The sequence below is a fragment of the Natronoflexus pectinivorans genome, from assembly GCF_004345615.1.
GTDB classification, from domain to species: domain Bacteria; phylum Bacteroidota; class Bacteroidia; order Bacteroidales; family Marinilabiliaceae; genus Natronoflexus; species Natronoflexus pectinivorans.
The window spans coordinates 173,375-190,294 of record NZ_SLWK01000007.1 but is presented as its reverse complement, the minus strand read 5'-3'; the positions used below and the strand labels follow the sequence as shown (position 1 = coordinate 190,294).

General features: G+C 39.3%; 14 protein-coding genes. 3 read left to right on the top strand and 11 right to left on the bottom strand.

The window, feature by feature from the left end; all coding sequences use genetic code 11:
- Positions 1 to 122 precede the first annotated feature (122 nt).
- Complete coding sequence (locus tag EV194_RS10945) at positions 123 to 992, top strand: AraC family transcriptional regulator (RefSeq protein ID WP_132434076.1); 870 nt, start codon at positions 123 to 125, stop codon at positions 990 to 992.
- Positions 993 to 1,063: 71 nt separating this feature from the next.
- Here EV194_RS10945 and EV194_RS10940 read toward each other — a convergent pair whose 3' ends face one another.
- The 4 genes from EV194_RS10940 to rhaM all read right to left on the bottom strand — a co-directional run bounded on the left by EV194_RS10940 (position 1,064) and on the right by rhaM (position 7,251).
- The gene (locus tag EV194_RS10940) at positions 1,064 to 2,479 is read right to left on the bottom strand and encodes a glycoside hydrolase family 28 protein (RefSeq protein WP_132434075.1); all 1,416 of its coding nucleotides are present in this window, start codon (positions 2,477 to 2,479) and stop codon (positions 1,064 to 1,066) included.
- Between the two features lie 166 nt (positions 2,480 to 2,645).
- Positions 2,646 to 3,710, bottom strand: a complete 1,065-nt coding sequence (locus tag EV194_RS10935) for a rhamnogalacturonan acetylesterase (RefSeq protein ID WP_165921869.1) — start codon at positions 3,708 to 3,710, stop codon at positions 2,646 to 2,648.
- A gap of 38 nt (positions 3,711 to 3,748) precedes the next feature.
- The gene (locus EV194_RS10930; RefSeq protein ID WP_165921868.1) at positions 3,749 to 6,760 is read right to left on the bottom strand and encodes a glycosyl hydrolase; all 3,012 of its coding nucleotides are present in this window, start codon (positions 6,758 to 6,760) and stop codon (positions 3,749 to 3,751) included.
- 173 nt (positions 6,761 to 6,933) lie between these two features.
- Positions 6,934 to 7,251, bottom strand: a complete 318-nt coding sequence (gene rhaM, locus EV194_RS10925; protein ID WP_132434072.1) for an L-rhamnose mutarotase — start codon at positions 7,249 to 7,251, stop codon at positions 6,934 to 6,936.
- Positions 7,252 to 7,793: 542 nt separating this feature from the next.
- On the opposite strand from rhaM, the gene EV194_RS10920 reads away from it, so the two are divergent.
- Positions 7,794 to 7,994 (top strand): hypothetical protein, encoded by a 201-nt coding sequence (locus tag EV194_RS10920; RefSeq protein WP_132434071.1) that lies wholly within the window; start codon positions 7,794 to 7,796, stop codon positions 7,992 to 7,994.
- Positions 7,984 to 8,319 carry a type II toxin-antitoxin system RelE/ParE family toxin gene (locus EV194_RS10915; protein WP_132434070.1) on the top strand — a complete coding sequence of 112 codons (336 nt, stop codon included), beginning with the start codon at positions 7,984 to 7,986 and terminating at the stop codon, positions 8,317 to 8,319. Before EV194_RS10920 ends, EV194_RS10915 begins: the two co-directional genes overlap by 11 nt.
- Before the next feature lie 24 nt (positions 8,320 to 8,343).
- Here EV194_RS10915 and EV194_RS10910 read toward each other — a convergent pair whose 3' ends face one another.
- The 7 genes from EV194_RS10910 to EV194_RS10880 all read right to left on the bottom strand — a co-directional run bounded on the left by EV194_RS10910 (position 8,344) and on the right by EV194_RS10880 (position 16,768).
- Complete coding sequence (locus EV194_RS10910) at positions 8,344 to 8,760, bottom strand: energy transducer TonB (RefSeq protein ID WP_132434069.1); 417 nt, start codon at positions 8,758 to 8,760, stop codon at positions 8,344 to 8,346.
- The gene (locus tag EV194_RS10905) at positions 8,754 to 8,975 is read right to left on the bottom strand and encodes a hypothetical protein (protein ID WP_132434068.1); all 222 of its coding nucleotides are present in this window, start codon (positions 8,973 to 8,975) and stop codon (positions 8,754 to 8,756) included. Before EV194_RS10905 ends, EV194_RS10910 begins: the two co-directional genes overlap by 7 nt.
- A gap of 86 nt (positions 8,976 to 9,061) precedes the next feature.
- Positions 9,062 to 9,958: a hypothetical protein gene (locus EV194_RS10900; protein WP_132434067.1), complete on the bottom strand. Its 897-nt coding sequence runs from the start codon at positions 9,956 to 9,958 to the stop codon at positions 9,062 to 9,064.
- 574 nt (positions 9,959 to 10,532) lie between these two features.
- Complete coding sequence (locus EV194_RS10895; protein ID WP_132434066.1) at positions 10,533 to 11,210, bottom strand: hypothetical protein; 678 nt, start codon at positions 11,208 to 11,210, stop codon at positions 10,533 to 10,535.
- Positions 11,211 to 11,284: 74 nt separating this feature from the next.
- Positions 11,285 to 12,646: an RHS repeat domain-containing protein gene (locus EV194_RS10890; RefSeq protein WP_132434065.1), complete on the bottom strand. Its 1,362-nt coding sequence runs from the start codon at positions 12,644 to 12,646 to the stop codon at positions 11,285 to 11,287.
- 90 nt (positions 12,647 to 12,736) lie between these two features.
- Positions 12,737 to 14,104 carry a rhamnogalacturonidase gene (locus tag EV194_RS10885; protein ID WP_132434064.1) on the bottom strand — a complete coding sequence of 456 codons (1,368 nt, stop codon included), beginning with the start codon at positions 14,102 to 14,104 and terminating at the stop codon, positions 12,737 to 12,739.
- Between the two features lie 57 nt (positions 14,105 to 14,161).
- Positions 14,162 to 16,768 carry a rhamnogalacturonan lyase family protein gene (locus tag EV194_RS10880; RefSeq protein WP_165921866.1) on the bottom strand — a complete coding sequence of 869 codons (2,607 nt, stop codon included), beginning with the start codon at positions 16,766 to 16,768 and terminating at the stop codon, positions 14,162 to 14,164.
- Between the last annotated feature and the right edge of the window lie 152 nt (positions 16,769 to 16,920).

Here is a 16,920-nt window from a genome sequence, read left to right as displayed (position 1 = left end):
CCATCAAAACCTCGCCCATAGCTTTATATAAGCCCTCGCCCTTACCTTAAAACGGTACAATTTTTGATTATAACATTACGATTCCAAAATCACTTTACACGCCAACTAACCACCACCAATTTATGGATGATTTTTTTAAATATCTCACTTCTAACCAAGAAGATAAACAATGGGGAATAGCTTTTAATGTAGTAGGGAAAGCTACCGTTGAACCAGGAGCTATATATCCTGCTCCAGAACATCCTAATGGCTACTTTTTTAATTGGAGTTCCGGAAGAACACTTTCAGAATACCAAATTAATTACATTACAGAAGGAAGTGGGGTACTGGAAACAAAATCGGAAAAACACAAGATCGAAGCTGGAACCATAATGCTTATAAAACCCGGAGTGTGGCATAGATACAGGCCCAATAAAAAAACCGGATGGGTGGAGCATTACATTGGTATTGAAGGGGATATAATTGACCGATTATTTACTAATCCAATTTTAAATGCAAAAAGTCCGGTGATTAAATGTGGCCTGAAAGAGAGTGTTCTTGATTGCTATCACCGAATATTCGAACTTGCACAAAAAGAAAAGCCCGGATTTCAGCTGATATCATCAGGCATAGCCATTCGCTTACTTGGCTCGGTAGTTTCACATGTAAAAAACAGAGACTTTAAGGGAAAACCATTGGAAATCGCCATGGAGGATGCTAAGTTCATCATGAGGGATAACCTTCATCAGGATCTAGATTTTAAAGAACTTGCATCATCTCTTAATCTTGGGTATTCCTACTTTCGAAAGATGTTTAAGAAACATACGGGTGTGTCACCGGGGCAATATCATTTACACTTAAGACTTATGCGGGCAAAGGAACTACTGTTGGCTACCGACATGCCAATAAAACAAGTTGCATATGAAACAGGGTTTGATTCCATACACTATTTTAGCAGGCTTTTTAAAAATAAAATGGGCCAACCTCCATCAGAAATGCGAAGTGATGAATAAATAAGTGAAGAAACCGGAACGTTTTCCGGTTTCTCATTTCACACACATCAAAAACAACCAAATACAGATCTTTATTTATATTCAACCCTATTCATCCTAACCCTTCTTGTATTGCGCAAATCCAACTCCTGTGCACCGGGTGTTTTAATGGTTACACTCTCCATTGTCCAATCTCTTACATGCGATAAAACACCTGCTCTTTGAGCCTGCACAAAAATATTGCTAAAACTGAATCCTGTTATTTGAGACTCTTCGGCTCCAGTTACATGAAAAGCTGTTTGTGCATTGATGGTATGGATGTTGGATAATTTCACATTTCTAATGGTGGCAATGCCTTGCTCTCGTGGAACTTCCTGCAACATCACCTTCCAGTGTTCAGGCATTTCATCCATGCCTTCCGGCAAAGTAGCATAGCTATATTCAGGGTTCCAGTTTAAAGTAACTGTACAGAATGTTCGCACGTTTTCGGCCTGAACGTTATCCAGTTCAATGTATTCAATACCACCTCCGCGGGTAAATGCAGATTTAAGGTGCATTACATGGTTTGTTCCGATGGCCTTCATGTTTTCGACTTTAACATGCCGAATCCATCCTGAAGTTTCACTGCCAATAACCAAAGCTCCTCCTCCTCTTCTGGCAATATTATCATGGATATAAATATATTCTGAAGGAATATTAACGCGCAGTCCGTCAGCATCACGTCCAGCTTTAATTGTGAAATTATCGTCATTGCAATCTACATCGCAATTAAAAATATGCACAAAGGAAGAAGAATCCACATTGACACCATCTGTACTTGGGCCCATACCTTCAATGTTGTTTCTGATGGTTAACCCGTTAACAGTTACATGCCGGGAATATAGAATGTGCACTGTCCAAAAACCCGCCTGCTTAACTCTGAAACCCTCCAATGTTACATCGGTAGAATTAGAAACCTGAATGGTACGAACTCTTTTACAATCATAATCTGAAGCCCAACGTAATCCCTGTGGTGTATATTCATGCCTTAGATTCCAATACCTTTCCCAATGAAATTTGCCTTGTGCATGAATTAATCCACCGCCTGTAATCGCCACATTTGATTTGTCAAGAATATTGATAACTCCTGAAGGCCACATCATTTCAATTCCTGCAACACGTGTTTTTATTTCCGGATAATATTCAAGACCAATAAGTGCACGCAATTCTACCCCTTCACCAATTACTAGGTTAACATTATCCTTAAGGAATAGTGCTCCTGTATGATAAACACCAGGATCAAAAACTACTTTACCTCCTCCACTAGCCGCACAATCATCAATGGCTGCCTGAATTCCGGATGTAGATGCAATGGGCGGGTACCCTTCAAATACGTCATTGTAGTCATTTACTCTGTAAATCCGTTCTCCATCAGGAAAACTCTGTGCACCTACTTTCGTCAGCCATTCCTGCGAGGTTGCACCAAATGCTATAAATGCTACTAATAAGAGTGAAAAAAATCGTTTCATTTGAAAATGTTCTTTAAGTTATTCGTATTAATAGGTTTTAGGTTCTAGGTTCTAGGTTTTAAGTTCCAGGTTCTAGGTTTTAGGTTGAGAGGTTCTAGGTTGAGAGGTTATTAGTTCATCAGCTCACCAGTTCATTAACTTATATTGTAATTGTAAAGCAAACAGATTAATTTCCATCAGGCTTTTCTGCGGTTGTCCTAAAACTATGTGGCATGGTCCAATTCGAGAAAGGAAAAGGTGCACTCGTGTCAATCATAGGTGCATCGGCAGCTAAAAATTCGGCCAACAACGGGGTACTCTCTCTCATCCCTTTTATAATGCAAAGCGCCATAATCCATGCTCCATAATTATTAAAATGGGTATTGTCCCTTAAATCATTATTTTGCCCGGGAAAAGTTCCAGCCGGGTAATGAACAAACGCTCTTTTTGATTCATGAGGCCCCCAGGCTTCATAAACACTTTTGCTCTTGAGATTAAGATCAATCAAAGGTACATTTGTGGTTTTGGCTACAACCCGCATTGCATCAGGATATTCATCGTGGGTAGCAACAACACTGCCGCTCTCATCAAAAACACGTCGATGCATTGGGGTTACCAAAACCGGATTTCCTCCAACATTTTGGGTTTCTTCAATAAACTCATTCAATAAATCAGTAAATGATGTCCAGGGGCCAATTCCTTCACCTGATTCTTTTTGATCATTATGCCCGAATTCAATAAAAAGGTAATCGCCAGAACTCATTTCACTTAGGATTTTCTTTAATCTGCCGGCACTCTTAAAGGATGACAAAGACTCCCCCGATTCGGCATAATTGGCTATCACAACATTTTGGTCGAAATACCTCGTTATCATTTGTCCCCAAGAAGCATATGGCTCATATTCCTGATCAACAACAGTTGAATTACCTGCAAGAAATATGGTTGTTATATCATCCTGATGTATTATTTTCAACCCATATACAGAAGGATTTACCCCTGTAAATTCTAATGTTAACTTTTTGTCCCAATTGAGATAATCATATTCACGCGGTTTTCGTATGATGGAATCCATATCTGAAATATATGGAGATCTGACATTAACCACGAATGAATTTTCTGCAATTTCACCGGGTTGAGTTACAATATCCTCTAACATCCACCTTCGTGATTCTGCTTTAACCGTAAGAGATGACTCCATAAGAGGATGTCCGGAATATATTGTTACCAGATAATTCCCCTCCGGCAAATCCACCGAAAAATAGAATGATTCAGAGGAATAACAGCAACCTTCTAAAAAAAAAATCGGGAGCTGTCGTCCATTGTCGACAGCGGTTTCGTTCCAAAATCAAATCCATAGCCAATTACCGGATTGTATACTGAGGAGGACTGAACAGGGAAGTATTCATCATTCACCAATTTCGATCCAAAATTAAACACCAACTCTGCTTCCTCTTTTCCATCCTTAACCAAATCACCAGGTACATTTGCAGGGATATTTATTTGAGGGATGATTTTAACCGGACCTTCAAGCCCGGAAGGCATCACCTCCCAATCGGAAGCATCAAAATGTCTGTAGCGGATGTTTACAAAATTAATCTCATGAAAAAGTTGCCATTCGATGTTATTGATGTCCATGTCTCTGATTCGGTTAGCCATCAGATTGGCAACTTCAATTTCCAAAACATTGTCGCCATCTTTAAGATATTCCCCTATATTAATGATGTATGGTGGACTCCAAACCAACCCAAGATCGTTTCCATTTAGGATTACCCTTGCACTATGCATCACATTTCCAAGATCTAACATATATTCAGGATGGGATTTACCTTCATAATTAAAGTTGATGGTATATCGTGCGGTTCCTGAGAATTTGTTCATCTGGGCATTTCCTAGTTCAGTCCATGGCTTTAAACCACTTATTTTTACTGAGCTTGGAAGAGATGGACCACCTTCAAAGAACTCAATTTCCCACTCTCCATCTACAATAAACTCGTTAGTAAGGGATTTTCTATAAATCCACTGTGGCACCTCGCTTACATCTTTCTCTGTAAACAAAAGGAAGTATGCTTCACCTGACCTGGCCTGTAGTTTAATATTGGATTTCCCATTGGAAGTACTAGCAGGAACTAATCCGTAATGCCCAGTTTGAGGATCCAACATGACCACATGTTTGGCTGTGAAGTTAACCGGTATAACGGCATCTATATTATCCGGGGTATGATTTACCAGATAGTAATAAAGACCTTCGCTGGAGTGGCGACGCAAATATTTCAGCCCCATATCAGTAAACTTCTCTCTTTCAACACCGGCATAGGCAAGAGCTGCCTCCGGATCATCTGAAAGAATAAACTCAGCCCGGGAGCTTCTTTTAAGGGTAACGCCTTCTGATTGAAGTTCTTCAGAGAACTCATTTAAAAGAACTCTCATCATGTTTCTTCGCTCTTCAAGGTTACTTAAACCGGGAACATCTTTGGGAAGATTCTCAAATATTACCGGAACACCACTTTCAGCAAAGCGAATTAGCTTTTCCAATGTTTCAAGTGGCATGTTATGACACTCGGGAACTACAATTGCACTGTATGCATTTTGACCATCGATGGTAAGTAATTTATTACTTTGTGGCGTAAGAGTTCCCAACAATGAATCAGACACAAAGTCAAAGGCATAACCGCGATCAAGCAATGATTGAATTTTTGGCAAATTCAACCATCTTCTGGATCCATGAACAGCCATCATCATCTCCAATCCTTCTTCACTTTGCCAGGTATCAAAAAGAGGCCAATATACCAAAATATCGTTAGCAGCAGTACCCTGCTGTAAGATACTCTGACAACGAGTAATGTACTCATTAAGTCCACTTACATGAGGCCAAAAACTATTGGTAGGGCCAAAGTGAACAGACGCATAAAACAACCACCCGGGCCACATGGCCTCTTGTGGTGAGTAGGTTGATCCATGATAAAAAATATGGTTAACACCTGAAAGAAAAACCTGTTCGGCTTCAGGCTTACATTGAGATAGTGGAACTCTGAAGTGCTCTCCTACCCATGTAAATGTCTCGCAGGACACCAGTCGTTTACCTGTAATATTAGCCGCGGAAGCGGCTAACTTTAAAAACAATGGGTTGTGGTCGGCAGGACTGACATAATCCTCATCCCAAAAGAAACCATCAATAGGAAAATACTCCCCACCAAAAGTTTCGATTTCCGGTATATCAACCGTTGCATAAACATCTATCAGGTTGGCAGGTGATCCATGGGATTGATTTCTGGTTTTTGCGCCTTTGTTGTTGGCCCACGCAGTCCATTGAGAACTGAAATTCTGGATTAACAATTCAGACATGGTCTGACGATAGTCAGACTTTACTCGTGCAATGATTTCAGAATCTCCCTGACCATTTAACTCTCTGAAAAAATGTCTCAAATCATAACCTCTCCGACTATTGAATTCATCGAGAAATCCATAACTCCAACTGGCACCAAATACTTCATAACTGTCATTAAAAAAACAACGTACACCAGGATTTTTACCTTCAAAAACCTCATCAAATCTCGATAAATAATGACTTAAAGCGGGAGCATTCAGGTGGTCGAACGTATAACCTTCTCCACCAGGGGCTGCTCTTTTAACCAACATGCGGTTGTGAGCATTGAAAGCTGCAATAACATCCCATGTTCCTGATTCCGGTTGCCATGTAAGCCGGTTATTTTCATCTAAATATTCCGTCACAAGTTCGATTTCTCCATTTGGCCCATATGCTGTTATTGCTATTAATGGTGCACCATATTCCCGACGACGTTGATCGTTAAGAATGATTAATGGCTGTTCTGTTTGTCCTGAACTTACCTGATATTCCTGCATGACTAACCTGCGTGCAGCAACATCGTTTGTAATATGAGGGCCACCAAATGGCCAACCAGTTCCATTGGTCATATCAACTTCCATTCCCAATTCGTTGGATTTTTGCACTACAAACTGAAGAATTTCCATCCAACGCGGCGAAAGGAAGTCGATGTATTGGTCTTCATATCCTTTTGCTCCATAAATGGGAGCAATCTCGACACCACCAATACCTCTGGCAGCAAAATCTTCAAGCACAAAAGTAAGATCTGACTCGTTCACTGCGCTTCCCATCCACCACCAACGAGTCCATGGTTTCATTTCGTTTGTTACTTCCGGCCAAACTTTTACCTTTTGAGCAGAATCTTCCTCACAAGAAGAAAACAAAAGCCAAAAGGCCATAAATATCAATAAGTAACCTTTTGAATTGCTGTGCTTTTTAAAACCAGAAAAAAAACTCATAACAGTATATTTTTTTATTAAAAATCTATATATCATTGTATCGAAATCGGAATTACTCCACGATAAAAGGCTCGCGTCAAGTCAAATATGAATTGCCTTCCTCGCTCACGTCGAAGCCAAGGGGGAAAGCCAAACGCGCTATATTAACCCGTCAATATATGATTGACTTGACATTAGTCCAAATAAAACACCTCATCCAAAGGAATCGTGATGGGCGAATTATCTGGATTTGTTTCCATAATGTCTGCCATATAAGCCCACCACTTTTGAACTATTGGATTACTGCCCAAGTCCTGAGACGATGCTTCTCCTTTTTGTTTCTGAACAGCAAAAAGGATGTTGGTCTCCTCATCCAAAAAAATAGAGTAATCGTACACGCCAGTTGATCGAATGAGTTCTTCCAGTTCCGGCCATATCTCATCATGACGTTTTTTATATTCATCCTTGAACCCAGGCTTAAGGAACATCTTAAAAGCAAACCTCTTAACCATTTTTTATCAATTAGTTAAATACGAAATTAAGCAAATCCATCTGCTTAATCAACACAACAGACAGTTAACACAATTTACAAAATCAAAGATATTACGCAATCAAATTAACATCAATACACAAACTGGGAATTCTCTTTAACTTTTTGATACATTAAAAAGAGGCTGCCTCTCAGGGCAGCCTCTTGTATGATTGAATTCTAAAAATATTCGTTGGCGCGAATTTGACTACGTCTCCCGAGGAATCAGGATTCTATTCTTTGCAAGCAAAGAAACTCGCTCCAACGGATTGATTTAGCAAACCTTTTTTGCTATCTTTATCTTGTGGAATCAGTATATTCAATACTAAAACCATTTTTGGTTAAAACTTGAAAACTAAAAAGGAATGAGGTACCGCTCAGCTTTCTTGGTAAACCAAGCGGCAGAGCCGAGCGGCCGTTTTTTGAGTTTACGAAATTCCGTTTTCGGGAGCGCAAAGACACTCGCACCAACGGTAATTTGTGACATTTAGGCAAAACAGGCTTATGCCGTATAAACATTAAATTATGAAACAATTGACAATAAATATTCGAGAAAATAAATTCAGTACATTTTTAGAATTTATTAAAACGCTGGATTACGTGGAAATACCGGAAGTGGATAAAAATGCATTGAAAGAACTGCAGGATAGCCTTAATCAGGTTAAACTGATGCAGGAAGGCAAAATAGAAAAACAATCGGCTGAAGATTTTTTAAATGAGTTATAGCGTATATCCAACCCCCGACTTTAAAAAGTTCTTCAAGAAACTTGCTAAGAAATATCCTTCCCTGAAAGCCGATTTACAGGAACTTACCAAAATCCTGAAAGAACAACCGAATTCCGGTATAAACCTTGGCCATGGCATTCATAAAATTCGTATGGCCATTACCTCTAAAGGCAAAGGGAAGTCTGGTGGCGCAAGGGTTATAACTTACCTTGTAACTGAAGATAACGAGGTTTACCTCGTGTACATCTACGACAAGGGCCAACTCGAAAACATTACCAAAGAACAGATTATTGAACTGCTCAAAAAAGCTGGGCTTATAAAGTAAAAAAAGTGCCGGGCTTTTTTGCTATTATCTTTTACACTTTGATTTCTTTTTTAGATGTCGTAAGTCAAACACAACAGGAACAGTATATTCCACTTCTATTGGTCTGCCTTTTTGCAATGCAGGCCTGTCAAACTTAATTAGTTTTGCAACCCTAAGAGCCTCGTTATTCAAATCTTCTCTGATGCCTTTGACAACTTTATGATTAACAGTTAAGCCCAAAGTATCTATTTTAAAAGATATTACAACAGTACCTTCAATAGTATCTTTTTTGGCACTTAACGGATAAACTAATTCTCCTTGAATAAACTCTTTCAAATTACCATTAAAAAAAGGTGCTTCCTCGATAAAGGCAATCATTTCAACTTTTGCAGTATCTAAAGTTTGAGCATTAACAAAAGCTGCTAAGGCGAAAAATATAGTCAACATATAAAATCTTACCATCTTCTTGGTACTTTATAAATCCATGAAAAACGACTTGGGTAAGTTGGGTGCGGCACTCCAAACAAACTTAACTGAGATTGATAAAAACTTACACCATTAAATGGCATATTATGCACTGAAAACAACCCTTGCCTTTTGTAGGCTTGAACAATACGACCGAAACACCAATGCTTAAACCACCTGATTTGCTCCAACCGATATTTGGAATTATCCATATCAGTTCCCCTGATGGATCCGTATAAATCAGCGGGTTATTCCAGCAATACGCATAACACTTACTCCAATACTAAGAACAGATATCCTATTTCACTTCCTTAACCGAAACATCATCAATGAAATAATAAGAAATCCGTTCTTGATAAATAGAACTTGTTTTTATTGTTTCTTCTTCGAAAGTCAATTCAAGCATCCTGTTTTCTGTTTTTGGAACATAATCAGGGTTACGATGAATAAATGTCAAATGTTTTCGGTGCTTTCTAAAGAACCTATCCTCTAGATGAGAATTGTGCCCCAAAACAAAATTATGAGATACATACTCTCTTATTATTTTGTTTAGCTTTTCGTTCTGGTAAAAGAATCCAAAAGTAATATATCGTTCACCACCTTCAGCTTTATAAAACCCGGTTATCCTGTTCCAATCACCATTATTGTTAAGCGTTTTTTCAAACTTAACATTCGCATTCATCCCTGGAGTTATAATTCGCTCATAAGAAGTCATTCCTCGCATTCGAATATACTTAAACTGATCAAGATCTTTCCCGATAATGCATTCAATCCTATCAAGATAAAAATAAGCATTCACCCCTGCGTAGCGATATGAAAAACTAACTTCATATAGCTTCCCTCTCTCTAATGGCTCTTTAAATTCTCCGGAAATCGGTTCAGTGCCTCCAACTAATCCAAATGGAACAAATCCAACATATGCACTGCCTGTTATAACCGGATGAAAACCAAAGGGATTATTAGGAATTAAATACCTTTCATTAATTGCATTAACGTGATAATAATCAGGGGTTGTTTCATTTACCTTGTGCCAATATTTACAAATAAATGCAGAATCCTGGTAACGTTCACCAAATTCATATTTTAAATCTGGTAAATGATAATACAGCTCAAAGCGAGGATTTTTTACCAGATTTTGAGTATAACATGTAACCCATCCTAATAATAATAGTAAAGTAATCGTTTGTTTTGTCATTTGTCAATATCTTTTAAAACCTGTAATAGTTGTAAGCCATGGTTCTATGGGGAGGCCAGGACTAATAAAACCTTCAGGAACAATATATCTTATGCTAACATTGGTAACATTAGATGGAATGACCATTCTTCCAGGTATGATTTCGGGACCAAATGTTGAAAACACCCTACCATCTGTTGGTGCGAATTTGACTACGTCGATTTCCAATTCTTGGCAAACCGAGCGGCAATTCGTGCTAATTTAACTATTAATTCTCACCATTGCCAAAGAACGAAATTCAACGCTGTAAATTTTAATTTCATTTGTACTGCCTTTCAACGATTCTCTACTAAACCGAACTTCGATTTTGCCCCGATTGCCGCTCGGCTTTCTTCATAAACCAAGCGGCAGAGCCGAGCGACAAACTGCCGAATAGTATTCGACGTAGTCTGCCAACGCATAATCTAACACCCAAGACTACGCCGAGAGAGGGTCGTTTTATTAAGGAACGAGTTACCGCTCGGCTTTCTTGCTAAACCAAACGACAAAACCGAGCAGCCGCTTGCCGAAGCAAAGAAACTCTTGACAACAGATTCTAGAATCGGAGCTCAGCCTCAAATGATCCTTGAAAAAGAGAATAACCACAAACCTCCTTTAGGGGCTTATTATTAATGTAGTATGAACCATGTTTTGATTCATACAAGAAATACTCATCAATCTCGTTAAAGAAACATGAATAATCATAAGATAATTTAATGGCTTTTAAAGAATCAGGTCTAATATTAAAAGTAAATTCTCTTTCATAAAAAGCATTACTTTTTACAAGAATTGCCAATTCATACTTAACACCAATTACATTCATAAAATCTTTTACAAACTCAGAACTATCACCACTTAAATCAACACTTTTAACCCTTCCAATCTCTGCCATTTGTGCACAACTTAAAAAATCACGATAATTCTGTTCTTGTTGCGAAAAAGCTATTGAATCAGGAGGCTTAGGGACTGTAAGGGAAAAATAAAAATCATCCCAGACGTCTTTAGATATATCAAAATTCTTATCAGAAATAAAACGCATATCAATAAATGGATTCATTCCAAGTATATAAACATCTTCAGATGTGTTATTTACAATCCTTAACTTTACACTAGTTTTATTTATTGAATCCAAACCATCAGGAATAAGAAAAACTTCAACGTATTTTCCATCTTGATTGTTACAGCTTGGGAACAAGACACATAAAAACAATGCAATAATGACAAATGCTCGCATATCAATAAAATAAAAAAAGTTATTGAATCAATCAAAAGATATTTTTCTCAACATTACTTAGAAATAAACTATAACTAACGGGGCATTATGCTAGGAATCCCCCAAATAGAGTACCTCATATATGGATTTAATTGCCTCTCAAGCTGGGGACCTATATTTCTAGTACCAAGAACTTCATATGCTTTTTCAAGCCTCAAATTACTAAAACTTCTGTCGTAACTTGTAACATTTGATTCCCATTTAATAGCTGCATATTCAGAAAAATTTTCATTAAATGAATTAAGTGATATAAAATGGGCAACGTGTATATACTCATGCCCCATTGTTAAAAACAACTGATATTTAGACTTAAATGCTGAATTTGCATAGTAAATATTATACTTCCCATCTATTAATTGCTTAGTGGTAAATGCACTTGCTCTTTTATCGACCAGCATAACCTTATCATGATCATATATATCACGAACTTTATCCTTAAATTTATATTTTGGAAAATACTTATCTGAAAAATTTTCTAGGTTATCGCTACTGGGATGGATTGAACCATCAGTATTTGTGGGGAAAGTTCCATCATCAATTCTAGTAAAATAACGAAACCTTCGAGTATGTTGTATACCTCCGGTAACCCCTCCAATAACAGCTCCACCAATTGCCCCAGACACACCTCCTCTAAATCCAGCTCCTAAACCTGAAGTAAAGGAAGCACCACCAATTGCCCAAGCATTTCCTGCACCACCAACAAATCCCCCTGTAAAACCACCAGAAGCCCCAACTAAAGCTCCATTTAAAACCGCCCCTCCGGTACTTGTGGCAATGCCTAACGCACCCGCAACAGCATGCCCTGCAAATCCTCCAGCAGCTCCAGAAAGTCCTCCTATGGCCATCGCCTTAAAAAAATCACCTCCACCATTTAGATTCCCTGTTGCGCCCTGAATTGCAGTATTAATAAACGCACCAAGCAGCACAGCTGCAACAATAAACTCCCCATCCGGATCCGTATAAATCAGCGGGTTATTATAACAATACGCATACCTATTGTAATTAAACCAGTTGCCGGGGGCTTGGATGTGCGGGTCGGGGCTTAGGAATTGTGCCATGAGGGGATCATACATGCGCCCATTCATGTTGATAAGCCCAAAATCGTCCAAATGCTCATGCATGGTATAACCACGGGAGAACAGCAGGTTGGGGCGGGTATCCGGCTGTGACCAGTCCTCTGGGTTGCGACGTGCTCCCCATGGGTCGTAAGCATAGCGTTCAACAACTTGCCCGGCCTGATTTGTTACTGCCAATAAATTGCCCTGGTAATCAGTATAGGTATAATAAAGGGTTTCCTGTCCACCGGAGAAATCCATGATGGCAGATAGGCCGTTGCCTCCATAAATATAGTGAAGTTTTCGGATAGATCCATTAGGATCGAATTCTTCTTGCAGCATAAAAAAGGCTGCCTCTCAGGGCAGCCTCTTTGTATGATTGAATTCTAAAATTATTCGTTGTAAAAACGAACCAGAAAACATAGTGACATACTATTTAACTATTTCCCCATTTACAACAACATTTATTAATCGCAGATTATCTACAAGACCTCTATTTATTCGGGCATCTTTACGAGCCTCAATATCCAGATTTTCAAAAGTAAAATCGCTCAATTCAAAATCAAATCTTTCAACTGTACCCCAAGGGTCTTCTATCTCAACCATAAACAAAACATCGCAATCCATGTTGATGTTTCGCATGGTGATGTTGCTGGCATAAGACATTCTCATCTCCTGTTCGCCCTGAAGGTTATAAAACTGTGTCCAGGGGCGCACATAAAGAAAGTTCCCAACATGACTGCCTTCAATATCTTCCACCAAAACATATTCGTAATTTTGAGGTGTATCTGGACGCATCTTTAACCACAGCAAGCGCTGAGCATGATTCACCTGAATGCGGCGCATAATAATGTTTCGATTATGGATAGATTCACTTCCAAAAGTTAAGGCACCATGACAAAACCCAAATGTGCAGTCCTCGATGATGATGTTGTAATTGCCTCCGTTTTCCTCCATCTGGTCGGCATTGGGTCCTTTACCTCCTTTTAATGCCACCGCATCATCATTAACCGACATATAGCAGTTTTTAATCAGTACGTTTCTCACAACATCCAGGTCTATGGCGTCGGTACTTGGAGCTTTTACCGGCTCGTAAGGTGAATATATATGTAAATCTAACAACTTAACATACTCACATTTGTAGAAATGGGTTGTCCAAAATGGAGAGTTTTGCAGAGTGATTCCGGAAACTTGAACATTTCTGCTATTTGAAACAAACAATAAACGCGGGCGCATCTCATCCAGGTTGGTGCAATCCGGGTTAAACGCTCTACGCAGCCAAAAAGCCTTCCAATAACGCATTCCGTTTCCATCAATGGTTCCTTTGCCGGAAATGGTAAACCCATCAAGCCCATCAGCATTAACCAATGCAGGGAAATATTTTCTCCATTCTCCTTCAATACGTGTCATCATAATAGGAAAATCGCTGATATCATCACTCCCTTTTAGCATGGCTCCTACTTCCAGATGCAAGTGAGTTCCCTGCTTAAAGAATATAGAACTACTTAAAAAAGTACCCGGAGGAATTATAATAACACCACCACCTGCTTCATAAGCTTTATCAATAACTGCCTGAATTTGCTTTGTTTGCAGAATGGTACTATCATATTTCACGCCATGATCAGTAATTCTATAATGCTTTCCAAGTTTGTTGATATCTGTTGGTTCAATAATCCGGAACCATTCTGGAATTGGAGTTCCATCCGGGAAAAGCTCAACATTTTTATCTTTATTATACTCACCGGAAAAAAGCATGACCGGAATAAGAGTCATCACTAAAAAAAAAGTTTTTCTTATCATCTTTATATATTTATTGATTTAAATTTAGCCTTTAAACAATGTAATATCCAACAAGCCTTAATTAACAATAACAATCTTCTCCTGAAACATTTGATTTCCGGAAACTAACTGGAGTATATAAACACCTGCTGCAAGTCCATCCCTCTCAAACGTAATGGTGTGAGACCCGCTGAAATAAGAATCTCGCATCATGACTCTAACCAAACGGCCATTAATATCATACAGTTCCAGCCGCACCGGAGCCTGAACCTCCTGTTTGAACTCAATTGTAGCTGAATTATTAAAAGGATTAGGATAAATGCTCAATGAGGCTCTTTCAGATTCAATGTAACTAATATCGGAACTTACATCAGACTCTACCGCCACCATATACATAAATGCATTTGCAGCACCATCGATAGAATTTATTCCAAGGTACACAGACTCTCCTGCTTGCACCTCCTTACTATACAAATCCATTAAGGTTGATGCACCTGAAATATTTACGACAGCAACTTCGCCAGCTTTATCATATTCTGACAACCAATTCGGTTTATTGGAAACTCTTTGTGTGTGCAAAACATGAACAATCGCATCATGCTCTACTTCAAATTTGGCAATCACATCTCTTGTTGACAGTCTTCGGGATGCATTGGCGGTACGTATCCACTCAGCACCCGCAAGAAATTCTGGCAGAGGATTAACGTAGAAGTTTAAATCGCCATAAATGGCATCATTCTCAGACAAATCATCCATTAGCTCCCATATTTCAGCATTTGGAATATCTTGTACAATGAGGTTTTTTATTACCCGTCCACTTCCTCTATTAACTCCACTTACAAGAGCAATATCCGGTGTTGGCGGAGGAAAGTCCATATCTGTTGCAACATAAAAACCTGGATGAGGAGGTTGATTATAGGAGGAATTCTGCCATGAAATTGCTACCCGATAAATGGGATCGTGCATAAATGTGTATAATTTATGCGTTGTTGGTATTGCTGTGGTGTAAACCCTTAAAGCAACGTTGTCATCGCGTCTGAAAATTACCTCTTCTCGCCAGTCGCCAAACAAATCAGCTTGTAAAACCGGATTGGCTTTTGTACCATTTATTGAGCTTGCACCATTGGCGGTTAGTAGCCGGGTTGATGTATTGTTTGCAATGCTCCAACGGTCTATCCTATTCGAGTTAAGAAGTTCCCTACTAAGCTCTCCGTCCCACCAGATGACATGATTAATCGAATTAGGAACATTGCCCACTTTTACCCCTCTGATGTCATAAAGCCCCAAACCGCCGCTGGCCCAAAAATGGAAACCAGGACGTTGTGGATCAATCTCTGCTCCTACTCCCCGGCCAATATCGCCGGCCTGTCGGTGATTAAAAACCAACTCTCCATCATCAGCGTAACGCAAAGACACGCCATGCCCTCCACTCTCATATGGCATAAAAATTAGCGGGCGTGGATCATCTTTAATCATATATGTAACATGCGTGGCATCGCCATGACCACGTCCTGTGGTGTGCATGCCTGTTCCATCTGAAGCAATAGTTGCAGCTCCTGTAACAATATCGTGCCGTCCATCACCATTTGCATCGATGATATGAATTGAATGATTTCCCTGCCCGAAATATGCGCTATTGCCTGTTGTATTTGAGTCAAATGTCCATTTTCGGGTTAGGCGTCCATTTCGCCAATCCCATGCAGCAAAAGTCATTCGGGAATAATAACCGCGCTGAAAAACTCCTGAAGGTCGCTCTCCATCAACATAAGCCACTGCGGCATTGAAACGATCGACACGATTACCGTAATTATCCCCCCAAGCTGCTACACTTCCCCTTAAAGGCCAATAGTTGTCAGTTGCCAACTCTTCTCCTGTTAAACCATCAAAAACTGTAATGTATTCCGGTCCGCTAAGTATCCAGCCCCAGTCATTACTATAATCAATTTGGTGCTGTGCATTAATAGCAGGCCCTTTACTGATATAATTGCCCAAACCATCCTTCGTTCCGGGAGCGGTTTTAACCATGATCTCGGCTCGACCATTACCATCAAAGTCATACACTAGAAATTGCGTATAATGAGCTCCGGCTCTGATGTTTTGTCCCAGATCAATCCTCCACATAAAAGCTCCATCCATGGTATATGCATCCAAAAGTACATTGTCGGTATGCCCATCTTGTGAGTTGTCTTTTGAATTGGACGGATCCCACTTAAGAATAATCTCGTACTCTCCATCTCCCGTTAAATCTGCAACACTGGCATCATTGGGTGTATAGTTGCCACCTCTTACTCCGGTAGGAGGTCGATTCAAGGGGATATCAAAATATCCGGCAGTGCCTTCCCTGTTATTAATTATTCGTGCAGACCTGCTGCCTACCATTTCTCTTTCGTCAATAACAGCACGTACACGATATACAGAATTAAGTGGTGCAGTTGCATCCAAAAAAGAAGTAACATCGCCTACCGGCTCTTCATTTATTCTTTCACCCGCTCTGTAAATGTTAAATTTAGTATTATATGGTTCGTTTCCCAATAATCGCCATTTTAAAAAATATCCATCACCCTCACGAATGGCCACCAATCCCCTGTTGAGGTGCTCCATCTGTTTCTGTGACAGAATATTTCCGGGTAAAAGAAGAAACATCCCCAAAAAAATCAAAACTAATAGTGATTTGTACTTTTTCATTTTCTTAAACTTGAATTAAACCAACAACACTTTATCTATTTTGTATATTTGGGATACCTAAGGTTAAGACGAGATTAATGTATTATAGTGTTAAGTTAAGTGTGTTGTCTCCCTCGCTCACCCCTAACCCCCATAGTGGGAACCGCCAAACG

What these genes read in the sequence shown, in the direction of transcription:
- EV194_RS10945 (WP_132434076.1), top strand. Translation starts at nt 123, where the DNA reads ATGGATGATTTTTTTAAATATCTCACTTCTAACCAAGAAGATAAACAA.
- EV194_RS10940 (WP_132434075.1), bottom strand. Translation starts at nt 2,479, where the DNA reads ATGAAACGATTTTTTTCACTCTTATTAGTAGCATTTATAGCATTTGGT.
- EV194_RS10930 (WP_165921868.1), bottom strand. Translation starts at nt 6,760, where the DNA reads ATGAGTTTTTTTTCTGGTTTTAAAAAGCACAGCAATTCAAAAGGTTAC.
- rhaM (WP_132434072.1), bottom strand. Translation starts at nt 7,251, where the DNA reads ATGGTTAAGAGGTTTGCTTTTAAGATGTTCCTTAAGCCTGGGTTCAAG.
- EV194_RS10920 (WP_132434071.1), top strand. Translation starts at nt 7,794, where the DNA reads ATGAAACAATTGACAATAAATATTCGAGAAAATAAATTCAGTACATTT.
- EV194_RS10915 (WP_132434070.1), top strand. Translation starts at nt 7,984, where the DNA reads ATGAGTTATAGCGTATATCCAACCCCCGACTTTAAAAAGTTCTTCAAG.
- EV194_RS10910 (WP_132434069.1), bottom strand. Translation starts at nt 8,760, where the DNA reads ATGGTAAGATTTTATATGTTGACTATATTTTTCGCCTTAGCAGCTTTT.
- EV194_RS10905 (WP_132434068.1), bottom strand. Translation starts at nt 8,975, where the DNA reads ATGGATAATTCCAAATATCGGTTGGAGCAAATCAGGTGGTTTAAGCAT.
- EV194_RS10900 (WP_132434067.1), bottom strand. Translation starts at nt 9,958, where the DNA reads ATGACAAAACAAACGATTACTTTACTATTATTATTAGGATGGGTTACA.
- EV194_RS10895 (WP_132434066.1), bottom strand. Translation starts at nt 11,210, where the DNA reads ATGCGAGCATTTGTCATTATTGCATTGTTTTTATGTGTCTTGTTCCCA.
- EV194_RS10890 (WP_132434065.1), bottom strand. Translation starts at nt 12,646, where the DNA reads ATGCTGCAAGAAGAATTCGATCCTAATGGATCTATCCGAAAACTTCAC.
- EV194_RS10885 (WP_132434064.1), bottom strand. Translation starts at nt 14,104, where the DNA reads ATGATAAGAAAAACTTTTTTTTTAGTGATGACTCTTATTCCGGTCATG.
- EV194_RS10880 (WP_165921866.1), bottom strand. Translation starts at nt 16,768, where the DNA reads ATGAAAAAGTACAAATCACTATTAGTTTTGATTTTTTTGGGGATGTTT.